We start from the raw sequence: 25,930 nt of genomic DNA, 5'->3' as shown, positions 1-25,930 counted from the left end.
CAATATGTACGGCGAAAATAAAAATGATCTTCCAACACGTTGAAAGGTTGCCCTTCTCAAGGCAACCTTTTCAGCGTGCATTTCCCATATTAATCCATATCGTGAGGAATGTTCTCTTTTGTTTTTTTAGCCTTAAAAGGGTTAACAGCTTTCCCTAATTCACCCATTCGATCGAATGAAGTAAATAAGGTGTCCACTGTCTCCACTAACTCTCGGATTTGAACAACTTTTGTACGAATCCCTAAAAAATGGTGCATCATCCCTTTGCTATTAAGTCCAGCCATTGTTCCCCACCTCCTAACATTCCTTACTATAGGCTATGTAAAAAAGGGGCAAACGCTGTAGGCAGAAGCATAGATACCGACCATTTTCTCCAGGCTACACTCAACCATGCCTTCTTAGTTGTAAATATCAGGACGGCGATCAGTAAATACCGGAATCTTAGAACGAACCTGATCGACAATATCCAAATCGATCTCAGCAGTTAGAATCATTTCTTCTTCACCAGCTTCAGCAATCACTTCTCCCCATGGATCAATCACCATAGAGTGACCGAAGAAGCTACTCGCAGAATCGCTTCCTACTCGATTGCAAGCAACGACATACATTTGATTTTCAATCGCTCGGGCAATCAATAGGGCGCGCCAATGAGCCAGTCTCGGGTTTGGCCACTGAGCACATACGAACAAGACCTTTGCTCCCTTAACTGCATGCAGACGAATCCATTCCGGGAAACGAATATCATAGCAAATAACCGCTCCCACCTTCTGATCGTCCATTTGATACAAGCCCAGTTGATCACCTGATTGCAGGAACTGGTGTTCATTCATTAGCTTGAATAAATGGGCTTTTGAATAAGAGCCAACCAAATTTCCCTGCTTATCAAACACATAGGAGGTATTATAGACCCCATTTTCCTTATGTTCAGCAATAGAGCCACCATATACATAGCTATGTAGTGATCGAGCAAGTTCCTTTAAAAACATCTGGGCATTCTTCCCTTGCTCATCCGCAATCTCGTCTAGGCGCTCCAAATCATAGGCAGTATCCCATAATTCGGGTAGCAATAATGCATCAATCCCTTTGCCTGATTCGCGTAAATTTTCGGTCATTTTGTTTACCTTTTCTCTGTTTGCCTCTGGATTTCCTAGCACGACATCCATTTGGATTAAAGCTATTCTCCACTTGTTACTCATTACGTATTCCTCCCATCCCCCGCATCTTTATCACCATTATAGTAGTGGAATTTTGTCAAAAAAGAAAGAGGAGCGGATACAGCTCCTCCCTTTCATGCATAGCATACTAGTAGTTACTAAGTACGGCGATGTTGTTCTAAAGCTCTGACCCGACGATTTAAATCTCTATACCTTTCATTTAGTCTCCGTACCTCACGCTCTAAACGTGCGATTCTGCGTTCCTCATCCACATTAGGTAATGGAGGCCCTTGATTAGGAATGAAAAGAGTTTGACCGACGTACAGCTCATATGGTGGATGTAGACGATTCACACGAATAAGTACATCGATAGGCACTCCAAATCGTTGAGCAATAGCATATAGTCTATCCCCAAGTTGAACAGTATAATTCATACGTACCAGCTCCCTAAAGAAAGTTACCTTCTATTAGTACCGTATGCCCGTTTTGGTTGAGAGGAGATAAACGAATACCCATTTTTTAAAAGGTAGGCATCAACCTATGACCTGACAAGAATGGAAGGTAAAAGCTCCTTTATTTCTTCATTGTATCGCAACCCTTACTCCTCTTTTGTACCTCTCTCGGAACGGGCATCCTCTCCTTTTCTTCTGATGCTGACCCTGTCCTTACTTGTCTTCTAAATCGATGCACAAAAAGACCTTGCGTTCGCTACTGGTAGCGTTGCAAGGTCTTTTCCGTTTCTATGCGCTCAAATACTACATATTGATTTAGAATACTAATTTTTTCTTATTTAAAAACGGGATCTGCATACTTCGCGAGCTTCTCAGCAGAATCCTTATCTACATCAGCATGTAGGCTGTTGCCGTGTGAATCCATTGTGACTATAGCTGCAAAGCCTTTAACACGTAAATGCCACATTGCTTCTGGAATACCAAATTCCAAGTAGTCCACGCCTTCTACCTGCTCGATACAATCCGCGTAGTATTGCGCAGCTCCACCAATGGCATTTAAGTATACGCCACCATGCTCTTGTAAGGCTTTCAATGTTTTAGGACCCATACCACCTTTTCCCATTACCGCTCGAATTCCGAATTTTTTCATGATGTCGCCTTGATATGGCTCCTCACGAATACTAGTGGTAGGCCCTGCTGCTTTGACATGATAGTTCCCTTCTTCATCTTTTAGCATAACTGGACCACAGTGATAGATAATGCCACCATTTAAGTCAATTGGACAATCATGATCGATTAAGTATTTATGCAAGGCATCGCGGCCGGTATGCATCATACCATTAATAGTGACCACATCACCCACTTTAAGACTGCGAATCTGTTCTTCTGTTATTGGTGCCTCCAATACAACCTCACGACGCTCTGTTTGTTCCTTGCTTGCGGAAGTCATGTCCATTTCCACATGATTTTCTTCTGTGTATAAATAACGGATGATTTCTCCAGTTTCTGGGTTAATATGCACCCCTTGACGTCGGAATGCCCAGCAGTTATAAGCTACAGAGACGAAAAAGCTAGCTGGCAAGCGATTTTCTACACCAATTTTACAGCCAAGTAGGGTTGTATTTCCGCCGAAACCCATGGTTCCGATCCCCAGTTCATTTGCCGTTTGCATAATATAGTCTTCCAATTCAGCTAACGCAGGAATCGGATTGGAATCATCTGCGCTGCGGAACAATTGATGCTTGGCAAGTGAGTAGCCACTTGTACGGTCTCCGCCAATACCTACCCCGATAAAGCCAGCGCTACAGCCTTGACCTTGTGCCTGATAGACAGCATGCAGGATGCATTTGCGGATGCCATCCAGGTCACGACCAGCTTTTCCTAAGTGGGGAAGCTCACAGGGAAGAGAATATTGTATGTTTTTATTTTCACAGCCGCCACCTTTAAGAATTAACTTCACTTCGGCGTAATCCTCTTCCCATTGTTCAAAATGAACAACAGGTGTGCCAGGTCCAATATTATCTCCAGAGTTGGCACCCGTTAACGAGTCTACAGAGTTCGTACGTAATTTACCAGTACGTGTCGCTTCTGCAATCGCTTCCAGAATCGCTTTCTTCATCGCGATCTGATTAACTCCTACCGGTGTCTTAATTTCAAATGTAGGCATTCCTGTATCCTGACAAATTGGGGAAACATTTTCTTCAGCCATCTTAATGTTTTGCGCAATGGTAGTGAGCGATAAAGCAGCACGCGTGCCAGCATCCTCTCTTTTTTTCGCAGCGTTAATGGCATGACGAACATCTGGCGGCAAGTTAGTGGAGGTCTCCACAATCAACTGCAACATGCTATCTTTGAACTTATCCATGATGGAAGTCGCCTCTCTTTTCAAAAAAGAATAAATACTCTACACAACGATCATAATTATAGCATAGCAAAAAAATAGGTGCGACACTTCCAATTGTGCGTTTTTTCTCAGCCGACTCAGATACAGCCCTCCCTATACCTGTCATCTTAGCTGTGATATCATGAAGATACTTTTTTGACGGAAAAAACGGAAGAGGAGTAGGGTTGATATGCATTATTTTCAGATGACGTTGCCTGCTACACTGACCGGATTGGCAGTAGTTTTATTCGTTGGCTTACTCCGTTTGCAGTGGCCTTTTCGCTACTATTACAGAACGTTGTTATGCAAGCGAAACCCCGAGCGTATGCAAACGATCCTGGAGGCTTCTTATCTAAAAAACAAAAAGCGCTCAGTAGCGCTATTCGACAAATCAAGTCAACAGCTACTGCAAGGGAAGTACGATACAGCTGAATCATATGTTACGCAGGCTATTATCTTGTGTAAAGAATCACCCACATTATTTCATCGTGCTCTCTTACAGCATCTTTTTTACAATTTGGCTGTTGCCTGCTATTATCGGGGACGATATCGGGATGCTCTGCAAATTGGCATACATCTATATAAGAGAGATCCGCGCATGCACAGTGCTCTGGGCGTCATTATTTGCTGTCAAGCTCGAATGGGGGACCTTCCAGCTGCTAAGCACGCCTTATCATTATTACAGCGAAGACGAATCCGCCCTGCTTTGCAGTATTTTTGTTTAGCTGAAATAGAAGCCGCAGCAGGACGTTATACACATGCAGTCGAGCATATTGAAAAAATCAGGAACTACGCATATTCTCAAACACTGTTTCTCCGTAAAGAAGAACTTGACTTGCGTCTACAAGAATGGACAAAAGCAGCTTCTCATGCAGGATGATCCGGTGAGGTTTTTACTTGTGGGCTAGGAGCCATTACCCTTCAGCTCACAAGTTTTTTTATATTTTTTTGTTAAGGAAAAAATTGGACACTTCTCCGATAAGATTTTTAAAGATATTTATTAAAAAAACTTGGTATTAAATGTGAATAATTTCACAACATAATCTTCTATTTTTTGTATAATGAATTTGCAAGTGAAAAGAAGAAAGAATCGGGTACATTCCGATTGTCTCTTCGAAAACAATTAAGAGGAGTGAATTGTATGAAACTAAAAAGAATCTGCAAATGTCTTACAATTTCAGCCGTCTTATCCCAGCTCGCGGTCTATCCAGTAACATCTTATGCAGTCAGCAACACAGAACAAAAGACTGACAATAAGAAAATAGCGGAAGAAAAAAGCAATATGATAAGAAATGATTTACTAGGAAATGCTCATAAATCCTCTGTCAAATCTGCCTACTCTTCCAACGTTACTAACGTTGACGAACAGATGGACAAAATTTCTGATTTTTATTATCAAAATAAACTTGCATGGAAAGAAATCTCTACTTACTTTATTGCAAACCGATTAAAAGAAAAAAAGACTACTATGTCCTTAGATCTTAACGCCTCTGATATAAATAACGTAACATATAATGACTTACAACCAGAATATATAGGTGAAAACGAATTTAAAAATACAACCGATCAGGATCAAACATTTACGACAGCATCCTATTCTCATTCAGTTACAAACACTGTAAGTTCTACTGTTACAAATGGATTTAAAATCGGAGGTAGTGGAGATACTATTTTCAAAATTCCTATTTTATTAAAAGATGGAATAAAGCTGAGTGCAGAATTCAATTCCGCTACGAGTACAACGAACACAACTACAGATACGAAGACGCTTACAGCATCTCCTCAAAACATCAAGGTACCAGCAGGTAAAACCTATAAGGTGGTAGTAAATCTATACAAGAAAAGCTTCACTGGAGATATAGACTTCACTGGTAAAGCAACCAATGTAAATTCAAAATTAAGAGTAAATGCATCATATGTTGGCCCTGGATTCCCTCGACTGGATAAAGAGTACTCCTTCACCTATGCGACAGCAGACATGTTAAAAGATTTAACGAATGATCAACGAAATCAAATTACTGGAATCTCCTTTGATAATAAGAAGAATTTAACACTTAATGGTAAAGCAAAAATAGAGGGTATTTTTGGAAGTAAATTACAAGTGAGTGTATATGATGTTACAAATAATGCTTATAGATTAGTGCAAGTATTCTAGTAAAACCCGCCTCTTCATTGAGTATAAATGTACATTCATCTTTAGATATAAAGTAAGAAAATGTTAATCATATAAAAAACCAGTTGTATCATGAGCCTTACTTGATATAATTGGTTTTTATTTTGTTAACAGTCTATTTATGAATGGAGGTCTGCCAGCATTTTAACGAAAATATACGCTAAGCCCAATCATGACCTGCTAAGCGCGTTTTATCATACGCTAAGCATGGTTCGGGGCAGTTCATCCGGGATCGCCGGTCATTCAATCTTCTGCTCTTTAAATGGCCAGTAGCCTCGCTTTCAGCCCCTCCTAATTCGCGTATTAGTCTTTCTCCCTTTCCTCGTCAAAATAAGAGTACTTGGCAACGACTGAAACTTTAAAACATGAAAAAATGCCCGTTCGCGTCATTTTCTCAGCCTATAAAACCCGATTCACTTGAAGAATCGGGTCAGACTGTGGACAAGGGTTTTTGTTTTCCTACTATGCATTCGTCATCTATTATTTTTACAGCCCTATAGCTAAGAGCTTTCTTTGTTACTAGGTCATCTCTTCATGAATTCAAGCCAAGCGCTGCTCCGTGTATTGAGACAATATCTCCACGATTTCCTGGAGGAATTGCGGAATATTACCTTGTAGAATCGGACCATGCCCTGTCGCCAATATTTCAATGGGCCACTGTAGTAATGACTTGGTTGCTTCTAGAAATCCCATAACCTGATCGATATCAGGACAACGTTGTAACCAGGCCACGAAATAAAAAATAAGTTCTTTTCGACATTTCTCCTGATAACCGATCACCTGCTCAATGTCCATACCAAAAAAATGAAGGTGATCGCCAATAAAACAAATATTTGTTTCGGAATCAAAAAAAGCTACTGAGCCCTCTGTATAAGTTGGTAAGTTCACAAATGAAAACAGCCCAATCTGCCCTTTTTCTCCTGTAAAGGAATGACCGAATAACGTTTGCGAAAAATCATCTAGTTCAAAAAAATCATGCAGGTGAATCCAATTTTGGCTGGTGGCAAACAACTCCACATTTCCAATATGATCAGGCAAACGATGGGTACATAGCACATCTTCCACTTTATCTGAAGTGGCACCAATATCCTCAAGTGCTTGCTGAAAATACGAACGATGCTTTTTAAGATTTGTATCAATTAAATAAAACCGTCCATTTCGTTCCACTACATAATTATTGATGTAACTTTTCCATGAGTCTTCATAAGTGATAATCGTCCAAACACCGGGAGCAATTTGGCAGGTGACATTGGTCAAATTCCCATCTCTCCTCTCCGTGAACCGTTATGTAACATCTATCGTAAATACGATATCCTCCGTTATTTCCTTCTTATATTCCTATTATACAACATTTTTCACGAAAAGATTGCGAAAAAGCATGATTACAATCGTTTTTCTTCCAAATTCCGGACATCTGTAAAAATGTTGTCAGAAATCAACAAGGGTTATTTCAATATTTATAAAAATAGTTTATCAAAAAAATATTGTAAATATTCAGAATATACTTTATACTGAGCATGTCTTACAAAAACAAAACATAAAGGAGGTACTACTTATGAAAATTCAGGCTAAAAAAATGGAGAAAGTCGCTCCTACCCTTGCTAACACTTGCGTTTAATGTAAGACTAGTTCATTTTCATAAACTGCCTTATTAATCAAATTGACAACAGAAAGGAGGTACTTCCTTATGAAAATCCAAGCTAAAAAAATGGAGAAAGTCGCTCCTACTCTTGCTAACACTTGCGTTTAATGTAGTCAAAAATGCATTACATATTGCCCCGAGCTAACTGTAAAAAAGATGGTTGAGCCATTCTCTGGCCACCATCTTTTTTATCATATTCTTTTATTGAATTTGATTTTTTGCTTTCATAACCTCGGTAACTAAAATAACACCATGCGAAAAAGTTGTTCCGCCTCCATACGCTCCAGAGACGCCTACTGTTTCTGCAATCTCCTGCTGGCTAGCACCCTCAGCTAAGGCAGCCTCCATATGATAGACAATACAGTGCTCATTACCTGCATATAAAGAAATTCCAAGGGCCATTAAGTGCTTCTGTTTGCTATCCATCGCACCGGAAGCAAAACAAGCGCTCGTAAATTGATTGTAGGCTTGCAATACATTTGGCATCATTTGTCCAAATGTCTGTAGGCCATCCCGATATTGTTCTGCTAATAAATGTTCTGCCATGTTAACGCCTCCTCTATCATCCAGATCATGCTTATGTTTCCACCTTCTTCTTACATTCATGTATTCTTTTTTTCATGAATCGGGTAATACTACTCCTAACCAACCATTAGGAGAAAGGAATGAGCATGATTGATCCGTCTGGGCTATGCCTGCATCAGTATGGCAACCAAGAACAATCCAAATAAAAAAACTACATTGGGACAACTGGCTAAGCTTTCTCCTCCTGACCAGTTAAAAAAACTACGAAAAATCATGCAAACTAATTTTTTTAATCTCTTAGATCTGTTGAAATACAACGTGGAGCATGGCATATTTCTATACCGATTACCTTCTGAATTTGTGCCTTTTGCTACACATTCTGTTGCAGAGCAATGGGATTGGGCAAAGGAATTTACTTGGGATTTTAATAAGGTAGGAGAATATATTCGTGCGCATGGCATACGAATGACCGCCCATCCAGGTCATTACAGCATTTTAAATACACCGTCTAAAAAAGTTCTGGAGAGCACCATTAAGGATTTTTATTATCATGCCTCTGTCTTTGATTTAATGGGCCTCGATAAAAACTCCGTGTTAGTCACGCATGTAGGGGGCGTTTATGATGATAAAGAAAGCTCACTTAATCGGTTTGAAGAGAATTTTTTACAGCTACCGGAGAAAATAAAAAAGCGCCTCGTCGTAGAAAATGACGATACCTCTTTTACTATGCGCGAAGTCTTACATTTATGTGAGCGTATTAAGATACCTATGGTACTCGATATCCATCATCATCGCTGTCTTCATAATGGGGAGGATTTAGCTGAATACTTACCGCGTATCATCAAAACTTGGGGAGCTCGGACTGTTAAAATGCACTTTTCTACACCTAAATCTGATAAAGAGTATCGCAGTCACGCAGATGATATTTTGTATGAGGACTTTATGTCATATCTCCCTCTATTAGAGAACTATAATGTGGATATTATGCTTGAATGTAAAAATAAGGATGAAGCTCTTTTGAAACTGCGTAATGAAATGCTAGCCAATAATCAGACTCAAGAATCCATTTATCTATAAACCTATGTACAAAAATAAGCCCACAATCACGGGGATAGTGGGACCTAACTAGTATGAAACGTTTATGCTTGTTAGCGACTATTTTTGCCACCGACCACACTTACCGCTGCATGCGCCGCCACATTTACCTCCGCATTTACATCCGCTATCTTTGTAAGGCTCTACATAATGGGAAGGACTAGAAGCTGAACAACTGGATTCGGAGAAAGAATGAGAGGCAGAATGTGAGCTACATGAATCACTTGGATGATAGTTGCAGGCATAACATTTTTGGTAGTAATAATTCATTTTTTTCTTGTGATGCTTATACATTTGATAATATTTGTGGTAGTGCCTTGGAGATCTTCTATGGCGCATGCATTTATCCTCATAGCCCATCATTTTTTCATAATGGAAATGATACTTAAAGATATAGATCTCTATTTTGGGCTGTACCATGGGGGCAGTAGGTCTTTGTCTAGGCGGTCTGGGCATTGGGTGCATTGGTTTCATAGGCCTTGCAGGCATTCTGCGATACTCCTTTTTTGGTGCTGGCTTTACTGGCATCATTTCCCTAGACGGATATTTTTCCCTGGCAGGCATATATATGCTACTACTTTCCATTCGATTAACCCCATCCTTTCATTATTACATGACATATAGCATGGTATGATAAATAACCAGTATATGCACCCCTGACCAATGCCCAATTTGGGTGAAGAACCGCGCCCAAACCTATTTATACAAACACTCTTATTGACACTCAAGCTATCCATTTGACATAATAACGATATTACGAAAAGCGAGGAATAGCGAATGAGGGTAACATGCCAATATACATGTGACATGTCAACTATATATCAGGGTAACAAGGGGTTAGGAATTCGTTCCTAGCCCCTTTTATTTTCGCTCTCTGCTCTGCTAAAGGAGGAAAATTATCATGTCCATTCAACACGCACTAGCATTAGACGGTACTTCTCTTTCAATTGAACAGGTTGTTATGGTAGCTCGTAAGCATCATCCTATTTCTCTTTCTTCTGATGCTGTGGCCAAAGTACTCCACTCTCGTGAAATGGTAGAAGAAATAATCCGTGAAGAAAATGTCGTATATGGAATCACTACAGGGTTTGGTAAATTTTCAGACGTTATGATCTCTCAGGAAGATGTTAGCCATTTACAGGAAAATTTAATTATGAGTCATGCTTGCGGAATGGGAGAGCCTTATCCTACCGAGGTGGTTCGTGCCATGATGATCCTTAGAATCAATGCTTTATCCCAAGGTTTTTCAGGCATTCATTTAAAGACCCTTCAATTGTTAGTAGAGATGTGCAATCGTGGTGTTCATCCCATTATTCCTCAGCAGGGCTCTTTAGGCGCTAGTGGTGATTTGGCTCCCTTAGCACACATGGTATTGGTGATGCTAGGTAAGGGAGAAGCCGAATATCAAGGAAAACGGATGTCAGGAAAGGATGCTTTGCAAAAAGCTAATCTGACTCCCGTTCGTCTAGGAGCCAAAGAGGGATTAGCATTAATAAATGGGACACAGGCAATGACCGCTCTCTTATGTCTTGCTCTTTATGATGCACGTTCTCTTATGGAAAATGCTGAAGTTATTGCTTCGTTAACAGTGGAAGCACTTCACGGAATTCCCAAAGCATACGATGCTCAATTGCATGCTGTACGGCCTCATCCAGGTCAGCAAGAGTCTGCGCGACGGATGTTACAACATCTAGCAAATAGTGAACGCACAACCGAACAAGGAGAAATTCGGGTACAGGATGCCTACAGTCTGCGTTGTATCCCGCAAGTACATGGGGCTACTCGTGATACACTGGAGTATGTTTGGCAAACAGTAACACGTGAATGCAACAGTGTCACAGATAATCCAATCCTATTTTCTGAAACGGGAGATGTCATTTCAGGAGGTAATTTCCATGGTCAACCGATGGCGTTGGTAGCCGATTTTTTAGCCATTGCTATGTCTGAGTTAGCTAATATTTCGGAGCGCCGGACAGAGCGTCTCGTTAACCCTCAGCTCAGTAACCTACCAGCATTTCTAACACCTAATGGCGGCTTACATTCTGGATTTATGATCGCCCAATATGTAGCTGCTTCGATCGTTTCTGAGAACAAGGTACTATGTCACCCTGCTTCTGTTGATTCTATCCCGTCCTCTGCCAATCAGGAGGATCATGTCAGTATGGGAACGACCGCAGCGCGTAAGCTTCGTACCGTTTTAGCCAATGTACGTAAAGTTTTAGCTATTGAATATATTTGTGCTGGCCAAGCAATTGAATTCTCAACTGGAAAACTGGGAGAAGGAACATCAAGAGCCTATCAACGTCTGCGTCGTGTAATACCAAAGCTTGAGGAGGATCGAGAACTGCATATAGATTTAGCTTTAGCAGAACAAATCCTCCAAGAAGATATCATATCTACCAACTAAATTGTAAAATAACGCACTCAAAAAAGGCACAGATGTCAGGAACATCCTCTGTGCCTTCCTGCATTTATCGTTATAGCTGTATCTTATTTCATAAGAAAACGAATTCGCTCTGTATATTGATTCCAATGAGCAAGGATTCGATTTGCATTTTCTGTGCGATTTTTAATGATTTGTTTCATGGATTCATTCGGAATTCTTTGGGGGTAGCATTTCAGAACAAAAATATTTTGCTTAGGACCAGCCTTCATCCCTTCTCCTCCTTTTTATCAGTATATGGAGAACCAACAAAATGTAAACGTTACAAGGCCAAAATAAAAAAGCCCTATCGCTTAGGACTTTCTATCTGTATGCTTTGATCCACTAAGTGTCGCGGCAATTTGTATATTATTTTCTTCTACAACACGGGATGCCATAAGATTAAAGCCCTGAATGATATCTTTAGCAGTCTTTTGTCGTTTTTGATTGATTTCATTTTGGGTTAAGGATACGATTCTTCGTAGGTCTGTGTCATCTTGATAAGAGGTGGTCATCTGAGCTCTCCTCCTTCTTAGGAAATCCAGTGCTTTGCAGTAAAAGACATAGAACATGTATCAATCTGAACAGTAATTTATTATCAATTATATCATGAATTGTCAAGTCTACCGCTTTTTTGTTCCGGTCTCGATGAAAATGAAGATTATACACCCACAGCTCATTATTCCCCATTCTCATCAGATAAGAAGCAATATAATAGTTTTTCCGAGGTTCGTTGAAAAGAGGGTCAATAGATTTGGTTTTAACAACCTGCACAGCCGCCCACGTAGCATGTTCCTTGGAGTCCATGCTGATCATCCCTAGACTATGACCACTTGTGCCCTCATCAGCAATTTTTATTAGGTGTCCTCCTTCTACCTTATAAATCGTAAAGTCTGCAATTAATTTCAAGTCAGAAACGGAAAACCGGCCATTTCGATATCGGTATAAAATAGTGATTAGCCGGTCAAGTAAATCCGCCATGTATTCAGAGGATAAGTTTGCCTCTCTTAGTTCATCATATAGCTGATGAAGAGATTGATCTGCTTTGGTAATAATCGAGTTTATAACCTCTTTTTGCCGTAATAATTCTGCTTCTAGCTCATTGTTTTGTTTTAAAAGATGGGATTCTTTTTCCTCATACCTTGCTTGATGAGCAAATGTAAAGCTATCAAATTCGTTTTTTAGTCTTTCAAACGTTTTGTTTAATTCTTCTTCTCCATTTAGAGAATGATTGACAACATATAACAAGCCTTTAAAGGAGAAATCCGAAAACAAAAAGCTCCCTGTAAAAAGATCATACTCTCTTCTTTTTAAAAACCGATACGCTCCTATATGAAAATGAGTACTATCTAGCTGCGTCATTAACCAAAGGTATCTACTTAATGAAACAAATAAAATTAGCCCTGATATTCCAAAGCCTACTACAGATGACACTCCCCAATAGGGAACTGCAAAAGGAATTCCAATAATACCAACACTCGGTATTACTGAGCTTAGCGATTTAACAATTCCTTCCGAGTCCAAATTCTTCACGGCTTCCATCATTCTTCTAACATCTGGAACAAGCTTTAATACCAGTGGTATCATCCAGCCTTGGTTCTGAGTATCCTCATAGCTTTTACGGAACCTATGCATAACGGGATCGAAATTTTCAGATAGTCTGATGAGTGAATTATGATAATTGGTACCTATTGTTTGTTTGATACCCATTTTTCTCAGCCTGCAATGGCTGACTCACCTCCTATGGGTGGAATATTTGTTGCGTACTATCCCATAGGTGCTATTTCTTCACGTTAGCTATTTTACTTATTCTGCTTCTTTTCCCTTTTCCCTAGTATTTTTTGGTATTTATTTTATTTTTTAAGTCTCATACAAAAAAAAACCCAATCCCTAGCAGTGTTCGCTTCAGGGATTAGGCTTCTCTTTGTTGCTAGATATCCTTCGTAATATCTAATGAATCGTAAAACTGTTGAGTTGCATTCCGACGTTCCCTACGCATTTTTATTCGCTGTGGTGCCGTCTGGTAGAGATAAATTTCTTCTTCCGTCTCTGGAATGATTGGTGGTACAGGAGTTGGTTTTCCATCTTCATCTAAAGCGACAAAAGTGACAAACGAAGTAGCGGTTAATTGACGTTCCCCAGTTTGCAAATTCTCGCTGATGATTTTAACAAAGACTTCAATGGACGTACGCCCCGTCGAAGTAACGAATGCGTCCACACATACTGAGAAGCCCAGCTTTGCGGGTACGATAAAGTCAACCGAATCAATCGAAGCTGTTACAACTGGCTTGCGAGAATGGCGCATTGCCGCAATCGCGCTCACTTCATCAACATAAGACATAATTGTCCCGCCAAAAATGGTACCATGATGATTGGTATCTGAAGGTAAGATAAGCGATGCTTTCACCGTACGTGATTCTTTGACCGTCTTTCCTTTTAACTCCATGTCCATAGCAGTTTCTCCCTCTCTAGCTGTACTGATATATGGCTTCGATAACCGCCTGATAAGCTTCTTCACCAAAAGAGCGTTCGATAAGCTCTCGGCCCCAGATATAAGCAGGCTGATATCCTTCTAATGAAAAAAGGTGTTCTTCAATGTGCGTTGCTTGTTTACGTTTTTCCTTGTTAGCACAGTAGAATATGTCCAAATATTCATGTCCCCAGCGTGAAAAGGCTGCTGTCTCTTCCGTTAAAGCAGTTATTAGGATGTGTTCATTGTCCATCATCACTAAATCAATCGGGTATAGCTGACAGCTAAACGGTTTGATGGAATGCACATCCTTTTGCTCGCGCAGCCCATGAGCATGCAGCAAACAGCAGCGCTGTCCATCTACTTGTCCGTAGAATAGACAGGAGCCTTTTTCCATACGTACAACTCCTGGTTCAGCCGATTCAAAGCAACCATGCTCCATAACCCTTTGTTGTGATCGACCGTTCAGATAGGCGACAGCAACAGAGCGACTTTCTGCTTCAATAATGGAAAGCTGCCAGTCCTGTACAGCATACGGTTGTCCATTCTCACAACACGTTTCACGATGAACAATATGACAATTGAAGCAATCTAGGTGACACGGCCTTTGCAGGGCATCTACATCAATGTAGAAATGCCCTTTTTGCACAAGGCGGTTTTTCTTCCTCTTTACATATTTATGCAAATGGTACGATTCTTTCTGAGACATCCGCTCAGTCGTACCGTAATATCCGTAGGTTTCAACATTTCTCATTTTGCTAGAACAAGCTCCGCCTCTGTACCGAAAATACGTACTAGTTGTTCTTCACTCACACCAAGATCTTGTTCGTCCGCTGGGATTTCCATTAAAAGCTCTACCTCATCGTCATCTTCTAAGAAGCGAAGGGCCAAATCTTTTTCCTCGAACTCATTATCGACTAAACTCACCCCTAGCAAAGTCCCACGAAAGGTAGTTACTACCTCGTCTTCTTGCTCGTCGCCTTCCCAGTCTGTATATGTTATCAGCACTTGTTGATTTACATATGCTTTTTCTAGTATTTCCATTAGGGCAGCATGGTTATGAATATCCATAGTTACCTCCTTATTAATCTGAGAGAGTAGCACTTTATCTGTTAGCTTACCCGCTATAGCACTCTTTTGAAAAGCCTTTTTTATTTGTAAACGTTTCCTTTTTTCGACTTTACTTTTTTACCGCGTGAAAAATCATACGCGGAGAGCTTCCCTTGTCGTAAGGTTTAAAGGCATAGTCACCAAAGACCTGAATCTGGATAAATCCAGCGTCCTCTAGCATTCCCATCATCTGTTCTAATTCAAATAATCTTACCTGTTCCTGATAGATTCGCGGCTCTCTCGCTTCAACGTCGTGGATTGTAATCTCTTTTTTTACAAAACCATCTTCAAGACGACGACGTTCTGTAATCAATAAGCCATTTGCTTCTCGTTCAGATTCTGGAACCAGATGTGCTTTTACATAGCTTGGGTTAAGGTAATCAATCACAACTTCTCCACCCGAGCGTAAAGCTTTCGCCATATTTTTAATAACCTTAGCACTCTCTTGATCATCAGAGAAATATCCAAAGCTTGTAAATAAATTAACAACAATATCAAATTCCGACTCAAACGGAATATCTCTCATATCATATTGATAATACGTAACCTGCTTTTGGTCATTAAGTAGCTCTGCCTGCTCTAACAGCACAGAAGATAAATCAACTCCCACTACCTCATAACCACGTTTAGCAATAGCTCGCGAGTGTCGACCGCTTCCACAGCACAAGTCTAGAACTCTTCCCTCACTCTTAATAGGTAAACGTTCCAATAGATTATGTATTTCTTGATCCGCAGAAGCCTCGTCTCGATGCTGATATACCAGCAGATAGTCTTCTCGGAAGCTTTTTTCAAACCAAGCGTCTCCCATGCTCTCTACCCCTTTGATTCTCATTTCGTCTGTTACATTTGTAACTACTTCGGTTATTATATCATACCCCGGTTCGTAGATTTTACATTTACCGGTTTGCAGAAAACTTTAGGTTTACGTTCTTCCATTGCAAGTAACCCCTTACTCCTAGATGATCGAAGCCTAAAGCAGGATCAATCTAAATCAATATAGCAAAACGACGGCTTTGCTTATTATGTTCAGCAAAGCCGTCGGAACAACTAGCGTCGGTAATGACGAGCTGTATTAATTTTATCAGACAAACGTGCTAATACAACCTCTACAGAGTTGATATCATCCATCACGTCGTATTCATTGATATTAACACGCAATACCGGACAAGATGTAAAATTAGTAATCCACTCGTCATACCTAGCATACAGATCCTTCCAGTAACTAAGCGGAGTTTGTTGTTCCATTGGTCGACCGCGTTCCTGAATGCGATCAATGATATCCTCAAAGCTACCCTCTAAAGAAATCAGCACATCTGGATGCGGAAAATAAGGTGTCATCACCATTGCTTCAAATAATTGAGTATACGTCTGATAATCCTCATCTGTCATATTTCCCTGATCATGCAGCATCTTAGCAAAGATGCCTGTATCTTCATAAATAGAACGGTCCTGCACAAATCCACCACCGTAGTCAAAGATACGTTTTTGTTCCTTAAAGCGTTCAGCAAGGAAAAAGATTTGTAAATGAAAGCCCCACCGCGATAAATCATCATAAAATCGATCCAAATAAGGATTATTGTCTACTTTTTCATAAGAAACACGGAATCCAAGCAAACCAGCTAGCGCTTTCGTAAACGTTGATTTGCCTACACCCACCATTCCAGCAATGGTAATAACCGCATCACTTGGAATTTGATACTTTTCACGCAATTCATTTGTTTGAAAAACCGACATGATATACTCCTTATCGCTGTTTAGTTAGATTGTTAGGTAAAAATTGTGCGACACGCTTTATAACATAGTCCAAATCTTCTGGGTGGTGTACATAATCTAATTGATCACATTCGATAGTCAATACAGGGATTGTTGGATGCATCAATTGAAATTGGTGCATAAATTCCTCATAATCCGAGATCAAATTCTCCATATAAGACCGTTCAATCATTTGTTCCATCCCTCGACCACGTATTGCAATCCGTTGCATCGCCGTTTCGACAGAAGCTTTTAAATAAATAACTAAATTAGCTTGAGGAATATCACTAGTCAGGATGCCATAAATTTGCTGGTACTTTGGCAAATTATCTTCACTCAATGTCCGTTTAGCAAATATTGTATTCTTAAAAATATTATAATCAGCCACAACAGAGTACCCATTATGTAGCCGTTTTGCTATATCTTGTAATTGTTTATAGCGATTGCAAAGAAAGAACATCTCAGTCTGGAAGCTCCATTCCGAAATATTCTCGTAGAACTTGTCCAAAAATGGATTCTCGTACACAATCTCTTCCAAAAGCTCCAAGCCCCACTGCTTGCTAATCGCCTTTGACAAAGAGGTTTTCCCTACCCCAATCGGGCCTTCCACTGTAATAAAAATGGATTTCATGCGTATCTGTACCCCTCCCAGTAAGACCAAAACGAATATCATTTTACCATGTGGAACGATCATTTGTCGAAAGGAAAAACATACTGAAGTAGGCAGCCAATTATTATACACACAATTCCGATATGTTATGATGTAATTAACAAGAAACAATGAAAATAAAGCCACAGGGAGGAATCGTACATGCGTGTTGCTCAAACCATGGCTGATTTAATCGGTCACACTCCGATAGTCCAGCTGCAACGATTGATAAGTCAAGACATGGCACAGGTCTTTGTAAAATTAGAAAAATACAACCCGAGCGGCAGTGTTAAAGACCGAGCGGCCTACCATATGCTTGTACAAGCAGAAAAGGCAGGCAAGCTTTTAGTCGGTTCTACCGTCATTGAACCAACCAGCGGCAATACAGGCATCGGTTTAGCAATGGCATGTGCCGCTAAAGGATACCGTTGCATAATTGTTATGCCAGATACAATGACCCGCGAACGCATTCAACTGTTACGTGCATATGGAGCTGAGGTCATTCTCACCCCTGGCGACGAAAAAATGCCGGGTGCCATTCGCAAAGCTACGGAATTAGCCGCTAGTATTTCAAACTGCTTTATGCCTATGCAGTTCGAGAATGCCTCAAATCCAGATATTCATCGGCATACCACTGCTTTAGAAATAATCGAACAGATGGGAAGCTCACTTGATGGATTTGTGGCAACGGCAGGTACAGGCGGAACCATTACTGGATGCGGTGAGGTATTACGTCAGCATTACAAAGATCTGCACATAGCTGTAGTAGAACCATCTGGATCACCAGTATTAGCAGGTGGAAAGCCAGGTCCCCATCAAATTGTAGGCACAAGTCCAGGCTTTATTCCTCCCATTCTGAATCAGCAAGTATACGATGAAATCATTCATATAACCGATGAGCAAGCTATTGAAACAACACGCAAGCTTGCTTCACAGGAGGCAATCCTAGTCGGACCCTCTTCCGGTGCAGCAGTTTATGCAGCCTTGCAGGTAGCCAAACAATTAGGCCCCGAAAAAAAAGTACTTGCTATTTGTGCAGACAGTGGAGAACGCTATCTGTCTAGTAATTTATTTTCATTCCTACCATAAATTTAGGTTATATAAACATGTCACTGTACATACAAAAAGATCATGCGAGACGATATCCGCACGATCTTTTTTGTTACTAAAAAGTCAGGTAAAATATTCAATCTTAGCATCCGGAAAGAGCCGTGCAATCTCTTTTTGCATATGTGTCTTTAATGCATTGGCTTGAATATCAGGATAGACATACTTACCTTTCCCATACTTTCCCCATTTGTATTTTCGTTCTTCCTCATTCATGATTAATTTTGTTTTTGGGTATCTCTTTAGAATGAGGCCTTTAGCTATTTTCGTAAATCGGTGCTGTATCAATTCAAAAGTGATATCCTTTTTTGCTTCATCATCTAGTCGTGAGCTGAGACGTTCCAATAAATCTGTATATCCTGCTTCCCAGCCAGCAAACCAGTACAGTGGTGCAATAATAAAACCGAGCGGATAACCAGCCATAGAGACCTTTCCCGCTGCCTCAATTCGCTGTTCAAAGGAAGAGGTTCCCGGTTCAAAATTTCGTATGACATAATCTGCATTCATGCTAAACCGAAAACGAGTATGCTTGTTATGCTTTGCATCGAGTAAGGAGTCAACCTGATGGAACTTAGTCACGAAGCGCAAGCGCCCCAATGGCTGCTTTCCCATAAATTCAATCGCTTTTTTTAGATTTCCTGTTAGATGCTCAATATTGATCGGATCTGATGTACAAGCCGCTTCAAATCGAGTTATCTCTGGTACTCGCTCCTGAATATATGCTTCGGCCTTTGCTAAAATTTCGTCTGTATTAACATAGACACGAACATATGGCTTTGTACCTACATTTGTATTTAGATAGCAATAATGACAATGTGCAGCACACCCCGTCGCCAGAGGAAGCGCATATTCAGCAGACGGCTTTGACTGTTCGAATTTAAGCGTTTTTTTGACGCCAACCACCAAAGTACGTTTGGCATTGCGGTATTGTTGCAGTTCCGTATCCCCCGGAATTCCACGCACCTGATTGTGGCTTGTGGTCATTTTAATAGGAATATCGGATTTCTGGTATTTCTCATACAATTGTTTCCCAAGTGGAAAGGAAAGCGCATCTGGTTCAAAATAAACCAAATCAGGCTCAAAGTATCGAGTTGGGCCTGTTGGGCCATTCCCCCCTGTCTGATTTCCAAAGACCTGCTTTGCAGTGGATGGTCTTTCCAGCACCTGAGTAGTCATACTATCCCTCCTCTTACTACTAGCATTTCCGTGTTACATGCATCAGTAGCAAGGGGAATATTGGGTATTATAATTGCATCTCTTTTTTCATAGTATGAAGCACCTGCAATGCTCTGTCTTTTTCTCCAATAGGAACCTGGAGATTATAAATGAAGGTGGCTCCGCTCTTTTTGGACGTAATTCTACTTCGGATATGAGCCAGTTTTAATCTCTGCCGATAATCCTCAGCTGCTCTCGGTAAACCATACGACTGGTGTATACTTACCCATTTAACCCACATGAAGCATTACTCCTTCCTTAATTAACGAAAACGCTTACATCTATAGATATTGCTATTCAGGAGAAGGTAAAAAACCAGAATAGTTATTCTACTATCATATGCGTCCTGTCTAATAAAGCACCTCTCCCGTTAAAAATTATCTACATGATTTTGTGAAATCGCGATCAGCTAACGAGAGAGGTTTTCCATAAGAGGTAACTTAGAGTGGGAGCTGAACCCAGTGGTTTGTTGGCCCATGACCAGAGCCAAGATTTGGTGCCGTTTGAATAGCCATTACGATAAATTGCTGTGCGGTATGAAAAGCGGTTACAGCATCAGCTCCTTTAGCTAATTCGGCTGTAAGGCATGCTGAGAATGTACAACCTGTTCCATGAGTATGTCGAGTGTTAATTCGTTCATGCTCAACTTCATGAAAATATTGACCATCAAATAATAGATCAGTCAGTTGGTGATCAAGCATATGACCACCTTTCATTACTACGTGAGCTACTCCATATTCGTGGAGATATTTTGCTGCTTCCTTCATATCAGCTACATTTTGAATCGTTCTCCCTACTAAAACCTCAGCTTCCGGTAAATTAGGAGTAATCATATGAGCTTGGGGGAGAAGCTGAGTCAAAAGCGCTTGAATCGCTTCATCCTGAAGTAACTTGGCACCGCCTTTAGCCACCATAACCGGATCAATTACCAATTTAGTTGCCTGATGCTTGCGAAGTTGTTCCCCTACCGCTTGAATAATTGGAGCAGTAGCTAGCATGCCTGTCTTAACAGCATCAGCAGGCAAATCATCTAATACGACTCTGATTTGATCAGCAACAAACTCTGGGGTCATTACATGAACACCGTGAACACCCTGTGTATTTTGAGCGGTAATAGCAGTAAGAGCACTGGTGCCATAAACTCCTCTTTGATGGAAGGTTTTAAGATCAGCCTGTATTCCAGCTCCACCGCCACTATCGGAACCTGCAATTGTCATAGCTATAGATGGTTTCTTCACTCCGATCCCCCGCTCTATGTATCAATCTTCTGTCTATTCCCATTTAGTATAACAGAAGAAAGCTATACAACCCAACTGTCAGGTTTAGCCGCCTACTGATTTTCGTCGCTGCTTTCTCTTAATTTGGTACACGATCCAAGCCGGATGCTTGCGAGCCATTTTATAAAGAGACAACTGGCGTACAAATAATAAAAATAATAACGCTGTGACAAACAGAAGCAATACCATGCTAATCTGTCTTGTTGTTGCGAAAGGTAAAACAAATAAGACAGCTAATGGAGACAAAATAATAAGCGCCGCATTTGTAAAATGTTTTTCTCTTTTCCTTGCTTCTTCTGCTGTTATTTTTTTCTTGTAAGAACATTCGCGTTGCTGAACGGATAGGAGTAAGCGCCACTTGCCAGCCGTAGCTATTTCCAGACCAGCTCCTATATAAATAACGCCAAGCATGGCGTACATCCACCACTCTTTAACATGAAAAAAGATATGTATAAGCTTGCCGGAAATAAATAATAAATCAAATGATGTCAGAAAACCATAATAGGCATGGAACAGTAGGCTTAAAACCTGCCTTCGATGCTCATATGGTTGAATAGAAATCCAGATTCCCATAACAATCGTAATAAAATGCAAGGCAATCAAAGGATAGGTAACTCCTCTAGGATGAACAGGGTCTAGTTGCAATGTAAACCAAATAACAAAGATATGGAGCAATAAAATAGCCGTGTACATCGCTCTCGAATGAACAAATGGTATAGCAATAACGGGATGACTCTCTGGTTTAGTCTGTTTTTTGTCTGTTTCAGGGGGCAGGCTCTGCTTGATGAGGTTTACTTTCACACGGATTTACCTACTCTCTTTATATGATAATTATTTATAATAAAAGTAGGCGAAGATAGCTCTATTTTGCAAGTAATTTTTCTCCAGAAACCTGAATTTTCATTTATATCTGAAAATAAACAAGCAGCCGATTTCATTCGACCGCTTGTTGGCATTTGCCTTTAGTCTTCCATTGTAGATAAATCTCCGGTCGGTAGCCCCAGCTCCCACGCTTTAAGCACTCGACGCATGATTTTACCAGAACGGGTTTTTGGAAGCTTATCACGGAACTCAATCTCACGAGGTGCTGCATGTGCTGCTAATCCTTCTTTGACAAATCGCTTAATGTCATCCATCAGCTCATCACTGGCCTCATACCCGTCACGCAGAGCAATAAAGGCCTTAATTACTTCTCCACGCACAGGATCAGGTTTCCCAATAACTCCAGCTTCAGCAACAGCAGGGTGTTCAACCAATTTACTTTCGACTTCAAATGGGCCAACGCGTTCACCAGAAGTATTGATTACATCGTCAATACGCCCCTGGAACCAGAAATAGCCTTCCTCATCCTTATAAGCAGAATCGCCTGAAATATACCATCCAGGTATAAAAAAATACTCTTCATACTTGGCGGGATTTTTCCAGATAGCTCGCATCATAGACGGCCAGCCTGCTTTAATAGCCAAATTTCCCATGCGATTGGGCGGTAGTTCATTTCCTTGATTATCCAGAATGGTCGCATAGACGCCCGGTACTGGTTTACCCATGGAACCTGGCTTAATCGACATACTTGGATAATTGGATATTAATTGCCCACCTGTTTCCGTCATCCACCAGTTATCATGGATACGTTTTTCAAAAACCTTCATACCCCAATACACAACCTCAGGATTAAGCGGCTCGCCTACACTCAAGATATGACGTAAAGAGGTAAGATCGTATTTTTGAACTAATTCATCCCCCGCTCCCATCAGCATACGAAAAGCAGTTGGTGCACTATACCAGACGGTAATTTTATTTTTTTCCAGCGTTTTATACCAGTCATCTGGTGTGAAGCGGCCACCGCGAACAACATTGGTTACACCATTGAGCCAAGGCGAAAAGATACCATAAGATGTCCCAGTCACCCAGCCTGGGTCGGCGGTACACCAGTATACATCATCATCTTTTAAATCCAGTACCCATTTTCCTGTTTGGTAATGCTGAATCATTGCATTATGCACATGCAATACGCCCTTTGGTTTTCCAGTAGAACCTGATGTATAGTGTAAAATCATTCCGTCTTCTCGATCTAGCCAAACCATATCGAATTCATCGGAAGCTTGTTCCATTTGTTTCTCGTAGCTTACTTGTCCGTCAGATACCTCTCCCTTCGCTCCCACTACAATAACATGCTTGAGATGAGGTAGCTCCTTAACTGGAATACGCGGTAGTAAGGTAGGAGTTGTCACAATAGCTACTGCTTCACTATCTGCTAGTCGATCTCGAACAGCCGCCTCCATAAAGGCTTCAAATAACGGGCCTACAATAGCCCCATTCTTTAAAATCCCCAATAAGCTTACATAAAGCTCTGGAGTACGTGGCATGAAAATAAATACACGATCTCCTTTATTTACTCCCAAATCATGAAGAACATTAGCAAAACGGTTGGAAAGCCTGCTTAATTCAGCATAGGTATAGCTTTCTTCTCGTGTAGAATCACTATAGACAAGCGCTACTTTATCTTTCTTTTCTGAATGAGCATGACGATCAATAGCCTCATAGGCCATGTTAACCTTGCCTGTCTCGTACCAACTGAATTGTTTCTCTACATCTTCCCATTGAAAGGCTTCATAAGTGCGATCGTAATCTTTAAGGTTACTATTTTCATGGGTTGCTGGAATGCTTTCAACTTTCATATTCTTCACTCTCCGATTCTCTAGGTTCATGTACTGAGAAGACTTTCCGACATACATATTTCTCCAAGTACGAATCAATTCCTCTTAACCTTTTGATTATTCTAACATTTTAGATAAATCAGCGCTACCCATGATTAAAGCACCAATTGTCATGACAGGAAGTTCTAGTTTTTTACCTCATTCCCCTGTAATGATTAGGTTACACACCTCACTTTATTTAGGTGAGAAGGAGCCAAAATGTCCTCCTACCATGAATTTTGGCTTTGGAAAGGTAGAACATATGGATCAAGCTCAAGACCAATCCATTTTATCAATCCCTAAACGGATCAATAGCAGCTAAACGAAATACTCCTATCTATGGGTATGTAAGCAGTATCTTTCGCAGTGGTGGCTTTAGCTATAATTTGCCAATAGGTAGGATAGGCATCCCCTAAAAATCATGGAACGATTAGGAGATGCCTGTATTTTTTACTCTGTTCGGACGCTTGCCTCACTATCCTCTTCACGGATGTTTGTCCCGTCAACAGTCCCCAGCGCATAGGAATCACTTACCTGCTCATGCGTCACGGCTAACCCTTTACTTTGTATGTCATTACTTTGGTAATCATTGATATCATATGATTTTGTAGCGTACTGATCACTTGAAGCCTGCTTATTGTTACTCTTATTGTTTTGCTTTTCCACCTTCCATACCTCCTTATATCATTTACCGTTCCTCTTCTATTTTGCTTTGTCCCTTTTATTTTTAACCATTTGCTCCACTAAGATTTTCCGTCATAAAGAACGGGGAAACGTACAGGCTAAAGATAATCTAATGTGGGGAGGAGTTTACGTGAAAACCATCTTTACACTATTATTTGTTGGCCTTTTAGCAGGTGTTTTGTTTACGGGAAGTCACTGGCTCACTCCGGGAAAACAAATGCCGCAAGCAGTGAAATCCCCTACCTCACGAACTTTAGAAAACAAAAAAGAACCGCCTGCTGTAACCCAAGATAAAGTGCGGGTTCCCAAAATTAACTATGTTGAGCAAGTCCGGGACATGCGCCGAGATATGGAGCGTCGACAACATATCAAGACCATTCATCACAACAAAAAGGATAAGAGCCATTATGTTGACCGAGAGGTAGTCGTTCACTTCACTCCCCGTCCTTCCAATCAAGATTTACAAAAAATGCTACGCAAGGTTGACGGATATGTAAAACGTGACTTTAAAAAGGCGATGATTATCAAATCCCGCACGCTATCTACTGAACAGCTGATGAGGTATTTTGCTGAACATCCAGATTCTGTGTATGCTGAACCCAATTATTTACTGCTGCCAAATAAACAACCTAATGATACCTACTACAAACGCTATCAATGGAATCTTAACCAGCTAGGTATGGAACAAAGCTGGGAAATTACTGAAGGCTCCAGTCAGGTCATTGTAGCCGTGGTAGATACAGGGGTTGATTTGACCCATCCTGAGTTCAAAGGGAAATTGGTGAATGGATACAATGTATTAAACACGAATAAGCGTCCACAAGACGATAATGGTCATGGAACGCACGTAGCGGGAATTATCGCCGCCCGTACCAATAATAAGGATGGGATCGCCGGTATCTCTTGGAAAAGTAAGATTATGCCTATTAAAGCAATTGGAGCAGACGGTAGTGGTAGTGCTATCGACATTGCTCAGGGAATCGAGTGGGCTGTTGACCATGGAGCTTCAATTATTAATTTAAGTGTGGGAAATTATGTGTCCTCCGCAGCCTTAAAGGCAGCATGTACGTATGCCTTTCAAAATGATGTAGTACTTGTAGCTGCCACTGGAAACGATGCAAGCGAGCAACCAAGCTTTCCAGCTGCTTTTCCAGAGGTAATTGGGGTTTCAGCCGTCGATCAGGATGAGAATCTAGCAGACTTCTCTAATTATGGAAAAACGGTTAGTGTCGTTGCCCCAGGAGTAGATATTCCTAGTACCTATATCTACAAAGACTATGCGGCACTCTCAGGCACGTCGATGGCTTGCCCTCATGTCGCAGCGGTGGCTAGTTTAATTCGTTCTGTTAATCCTTCTCTTAGCAATAAACAGGTCAGACAAATTCTAGAAAAGACAGCAACAGACTTAGGCGCACCAGGTCGGGATTCCTTATATGGGTACGGATATATCAATGTAAAAAAAGCGCTACAGGAAAGTCAAGTGGGACAAGAAACAGCACCTCTAATTTCTCCCGCGGCTACGCCTTCCACTGAACAGGCTCCAGTTTCTGGCTTTCAGCGTTTTTTAGAGTTACTGCTGGGTCGCTATCTACAATCATTTCGTACCCACCAGCAATAAGGTATAT

The 25,930-nt window shown here is 40.8% G+C and carries 27 protein-coding genes; 6 read left to right on the top strand and 21 right to left on the bottom strand.

Features of this window, described 5'->3' with window-relative positions; all coding sequences use genetic code 11:
* Positions 1 to 89: 89 nt before the first annotated feature.
* The 4 genes from O0550_RS16275 to O0550_RS16260 all read right to left on the bottom strand — a co-directional run bounded on the left by O0550_RS16275 (position 90) and on the right by O0550_RS16260 (position 3,470).
* A complete protein-coding gene (locus O0550_RS16275) occupies positions 90 to 284 on the bottom strand; it encodes a hypothetical protein (protein WP_003338117.1) in 195 nt (64 codons plus the stop codon).
* Positions 285 to 398: 114 nt separating this feature from the next.
* Positions 399 to 1,196 carry a carbon-nitrogen family hydrolase gene (locus O0550_RS16270; RefSeq protein ID WP_096887243.1) on the bottom strand — a complete coding sequence of 266 codons (798 nt, stop codon included), beginning with the start codon at positions 1,194 to 1,196 and terminating at the stop codon, positions 399 to 401.
* A gap of 116 nt (positions 1,197 to 1,312) precedes the next feature.
* Positions 1,313 to 1,588, bottom strand: a complete 276-nt coding sequence (locus O0550_RS16265; protein WP_003343787.1) for a LysM peptidoglycan-binding domain-containing protein — start codon at positions 1,586 to 1,588, stop codon at positions 1,313 to 1,315.
* 352 nt (positions 1,589 to 1,940) lie between these two features.
* A complete protein-coding gene (locus O0550_RS16260; RefSeq protein WP_258426828.1) occupies positions 1,941 to 3,470 on the bottom strand; it encodes a fumarate hydratase in 1,530 nt (509 codons plus the stop codon).
* Positions 3,471 to 3,678: 208 nt separating this feature from the next.
* Between O0550_RS16260 and O0550_RS16255 the strand changes: the two genes are divergently transcribed.
* Positions 3,679 to 4,368 (top strand): tetratricopeptide repeat protein, encoded by a 690-nt coding sequence (locus O0550_RS16255; protein WP_258426827.1) that lies wholly within the window; start codon positions 3,679 to 3,681, stop codon positions 4,366 to 4,368.
* A gap of 261 nt (positions 4,369 to 4,629) precedes the next feature.
* The gene (locus O0550_RS16250; protein ID WP_258426826.1) at positions 4,630 to 5,643 is read left to right on the top strand and encodes an ETX/MTX2 family pore-forming toxin; all 1,014 of its coding nucleotides are present in this window, start codon (positions 4,630 to 4,632) and stop codon (positions 5,641 to 5,643) included.
* Positions 5,644 to 6,201: 558 nt separating this feature from the next.
* Here the strand turns inward: O0550_RS16250 and O0550_RS16245 are convergent.
* A complete protein-coding gene (locus O0550_RS16245; RefSeq protein ID WP_003338124.1) occupies positions 6,202 to 6,918 on the bottom strand; it encodes an MBL fold metallo-hydrolase in 717 nt (238 codons plus the stop codon).
* 586 nt (positions 6,919 to 7,504) lie between these two features.
* Positions 7,505 to 7,849: a carboxymuconolactone decarboxylase family protein gene (locus tag O0550_RS16240; protein ID WP_003338127.1), complete on the bottom strand. Its 345-nt coding sequence runs from the start codon at positions 7,847 to 7,849 to the stop codon at positions 7,505 to 7,507.
* 129 nt (positions 7,850 to 7,978) lie between these two features.
* Here O0550_RS16240 and uvsE point away from each other — a divergent pair, with 129 nt between their 5' ends.
* Together uvsE and hutH are read left to right on the top strand one after the other, a co-directional pair.
* Positions 7,979 to 8,905 carry a UV DNA damage repair endonuclease UvsE gene (uvsE, locus tag O0550_RS16235; protein WP_258426825.1) on the top strand — a complete coding sequence of 309 codons (927 nt, stop codon included), beginning with the start codon at positions 7,979 to 7,981 and terminating at the stop codon, positions 8,903 to 8,905.
* A gap of 919 nt (positions 8,906 to 9,824) precedes the next feature.
* Positions 9,825 to 11,330: a histidine ammonia-lyase gene (hutH, locus tag O0550_RS16230; protein WP_258426824.1), complete on the top strand. Its 1,506-nt coding sequence runs from the start codon at positions 9,825 to 9,827 to the stop codon at positions 11,328 to 11,330.
* Between the two features lie 83 nt (positions 11,331 to 11,413).
* Here the strand turns inward: hutH and O0550_RS16225 are convergent, their stop codons facing one another.
* The 9 genes from O0550_RS16225 to O0550_RS16185 all read right to left on the bottom strand — a co-directional run bounded on the left by O0550_RS16225 (position 11,414) and on the right by O0550_RS16185 (position 17,308).
* A complete protein-coding gene (locus O0550_RS16225) occupies positions 11,414 to 11,578 on the bottom strand; it encodes a hypothetical protein (RefSeq protein ID WP_258426823.1) in 165 nt (54 codons plus the stop codon).
* 81 nt (positions 11,579 to 11,659) lie between these two features.
* Complete coding sequence (locus O0550_RS16220; RefSeq protein WP_003338132.1) at positions 11,660 to 11,860, bottom strand: hypothetical protein; 201 nt, start codon at positions 11,858 to 11,860, stop codon at positions 11,660 to 11,662.
* Positions 11,838 to 13,055, bottom strand: coding sequence for a hypothetical protein (locus tag O0550_RS16215; protein WP_258426822.1), 1,218 nt, complete (start codon positions 13,053 to 13,055; stop codon positions 11,838 to 11,840). The genes O0550_RS16220 and O0550_RS16215 overlap by 23 nt, the downstream gene beginning before the upstream one ends.
* Positions 13,056 to 13,275: 220 nt before the next feature.
* A complete protein-coding gene (locus O0550_RS16210; protein ID WP_003338135.1) occupies positions 13,276 to 13,797 on the bottom strand; it encodes an acyl-CoA thioesterase in 522 nt (173 codons plus the stop codon).
* Between the two features lie 16 nt (positions 13,798 to 13,813).
* On the bottom strand, positions 13,814 to 14,569 hold the full coding sequence (locus tag O0550_RS16205; RefSeq protein WP_258426821.1) for a DUF3109 family protein: 756 nt from the start codon (positions 14,567 to 14,569) through the stop codon (positions 13,814 to 13,816).
* A complete protein-coding gene (locus O0550_RS16200; RefSeq protein WP_258426820.1) occupies positions 14,566 to 14,886 on the bottom strand; it encodes a hypothetical protein in 321 nt (106 codons plus the stop codon). Before O0550_RS16200 ends, O0550_RS16205 begins: the two co-directional genes overlap by 4 nt.
* 109 nt (positions 14,887 to 14,995) lie before the next feature.
* On the bottom strand, positions 14,996 to 15,733 hold the full coding sequence (locus O0550_RS16195) for a class I SAM-dependent methyltransferase (protein WP_003343759.1): 738 nt from the start codon (positions 15,731 to 15,733) through the stop codon (positions 14,996 to 14,998).
* Between the two features lie 239 nt (positions 15,734 to 15,972).
* Complete coding sequence (locus tag O0550_RS16190; RefSeq protein ID WP_003338139.1) at positions 15,973 to 16,659, bottom strand: deoxynucleoside kinase; 687 nt, start codon at positions 16,657 to 16,659, stop codon at positions 15,973 to 15,975.
* 10 nt (positions 16,660 to 16,669) lie between these two features.
* Positions 16,670 to 17,308 (bottom strand): deoxynucleoside kinase, encoded by a 639-nt coding sequence (locus O0550_RS16185; protein WP_258426819.1) that lies wholly within the window; start codon positions 17,306 to 17,308, stop codon positions 16,670 to 16,672.
* Between the two features lie 180 nt (positions 17,309 to 17,488).
* Here O0550_RS16185 and cysK point away from each other — a divergent pair, with 180 nt between their 5' ends.
* Positions 17,489 to 18,415: a cysteine synthase A gene (gene cysK, locus O0550_RS16180; protein ID WP_258426818.1), complete on the top strand. Its 927-nt coding sequence runs from the start codon at positions 17,489 to 17,491 to the stop codon at positions 18,413 to 18,415.
* 84 nt (positions 18,416 to 18,499) lie between these two features.
* On the opposite strand, the gene splB is transcribed toward cysK, so the two are convergent.
* From splB to O0550_RS16150, 6 genes are all read right to left on the bottom strand, one after another.
* On the bottom strand, positions 18,500 to 19,609 hold the full coding sequence (gene splB, locus O0550_RS16175; RefSeq protein WP_258426817.1) for a spore photoproduct lyase: 1,110 nt from the start codon (positions 19,607 to 19,609) through the stop codon (positions 18,500 to 18,502).
* Between the two features lie 67 nt (positions 19,610 to 19,676).
* Positions 19,677 to 19,889 carry an SPOR domain-containing protein gene (locus tag O0550_RS16170; RefSeq protein WP_003338143.1) on the bottom strand — a complete coding sequence of 71 codons (213 nt, stop codon included), beginning with the start codon at positions 19,887 to 19,889 and terminating at the stop codon, positions 19,677 to 19,679.
* 199 nt (positions 19,890 to 20,088) lie between these two features.
* Positions 20,089 to 20,886 carry a bifunctional hydroxymethylpyrimidine kinase/phosphomethylpyrimidine kinase gene (gene thiD / locus O0550_RS16165; protein WP_003343748.1) on the bottom strand — a complete coding sequence of 266 codons (798 nt, stop codon included), beginning with the start codon at positions 20,884 to 20,886 and terminating at the stop codon, positions 20,089 to 20,091.
* Between the two features lie 84 nt (positions 20,887 to 20,970).
* Positions 20,971 to 21,726, bottom strand: coding sequence for a hypothetical protein (locus O0550_RS16160; RefSeq protein ID WP_258426816.1), 756 nt, complete (start codon positions 21,724 to 21,726; stop codon positions 20,971 to 20,973).
* 161 nt (positions 21,727 to 21,887) lie between these two features.
* Positions 21,888 to 23,603 (bottom strand): acetate--CoA ligase, encoded by a 1,716-nt coding sequence (gene acsA / locus O0550_RS16155; RefSeq protein WP_031309214.1) that lies wholly within the window; start codon positions 23,601 to 23,603, stop codon positions 21,888 to 21,890.
* Between the two features lie 468 nt (positions 23,604 to 24,071).
* Positions 24,072 to 24,287, bottom strand: coding sequence for a YozQ family protein (locus O0550_RS16150; RefSeq protein WP_003343740.1), 216 nt, complete (start codon positions 24,285 to 24,287; stop codon positions 24,072 to 24,074).
* Positions 24,288 to 24,435: 148 nt separating this feature from the next.
* Between O0550_RS16150 and O0550_RS16145 the strand changes: the two genes are divergently transcribed.
* A complete protein-coding gene (locus O0550_RS16145; protein WP_003338150.1) occupies positions 24,436 to 25,923 on the top strand; it encodes a S8 family peptidase in 1,488 nt (495 codons plus the stop codon).
* The last annotated feature ends 7 nt before the right edge of the window (positions 25,924 to 25,930 follow it).

The sequence above is a fragment of the Brevibacillus halotolerans genome (assembly GCF_026891775.1).
GTDB classification, from domain to species: Bacteria; Bacillota; Bacilli; order Brevibacillales; family Brevibacillaceae; genus Brevibacillus_B; species Brevibacillus_B halotolerans.
This window is presented reverse-complemented; position numbering and strand designations above follow the sequence as displayed.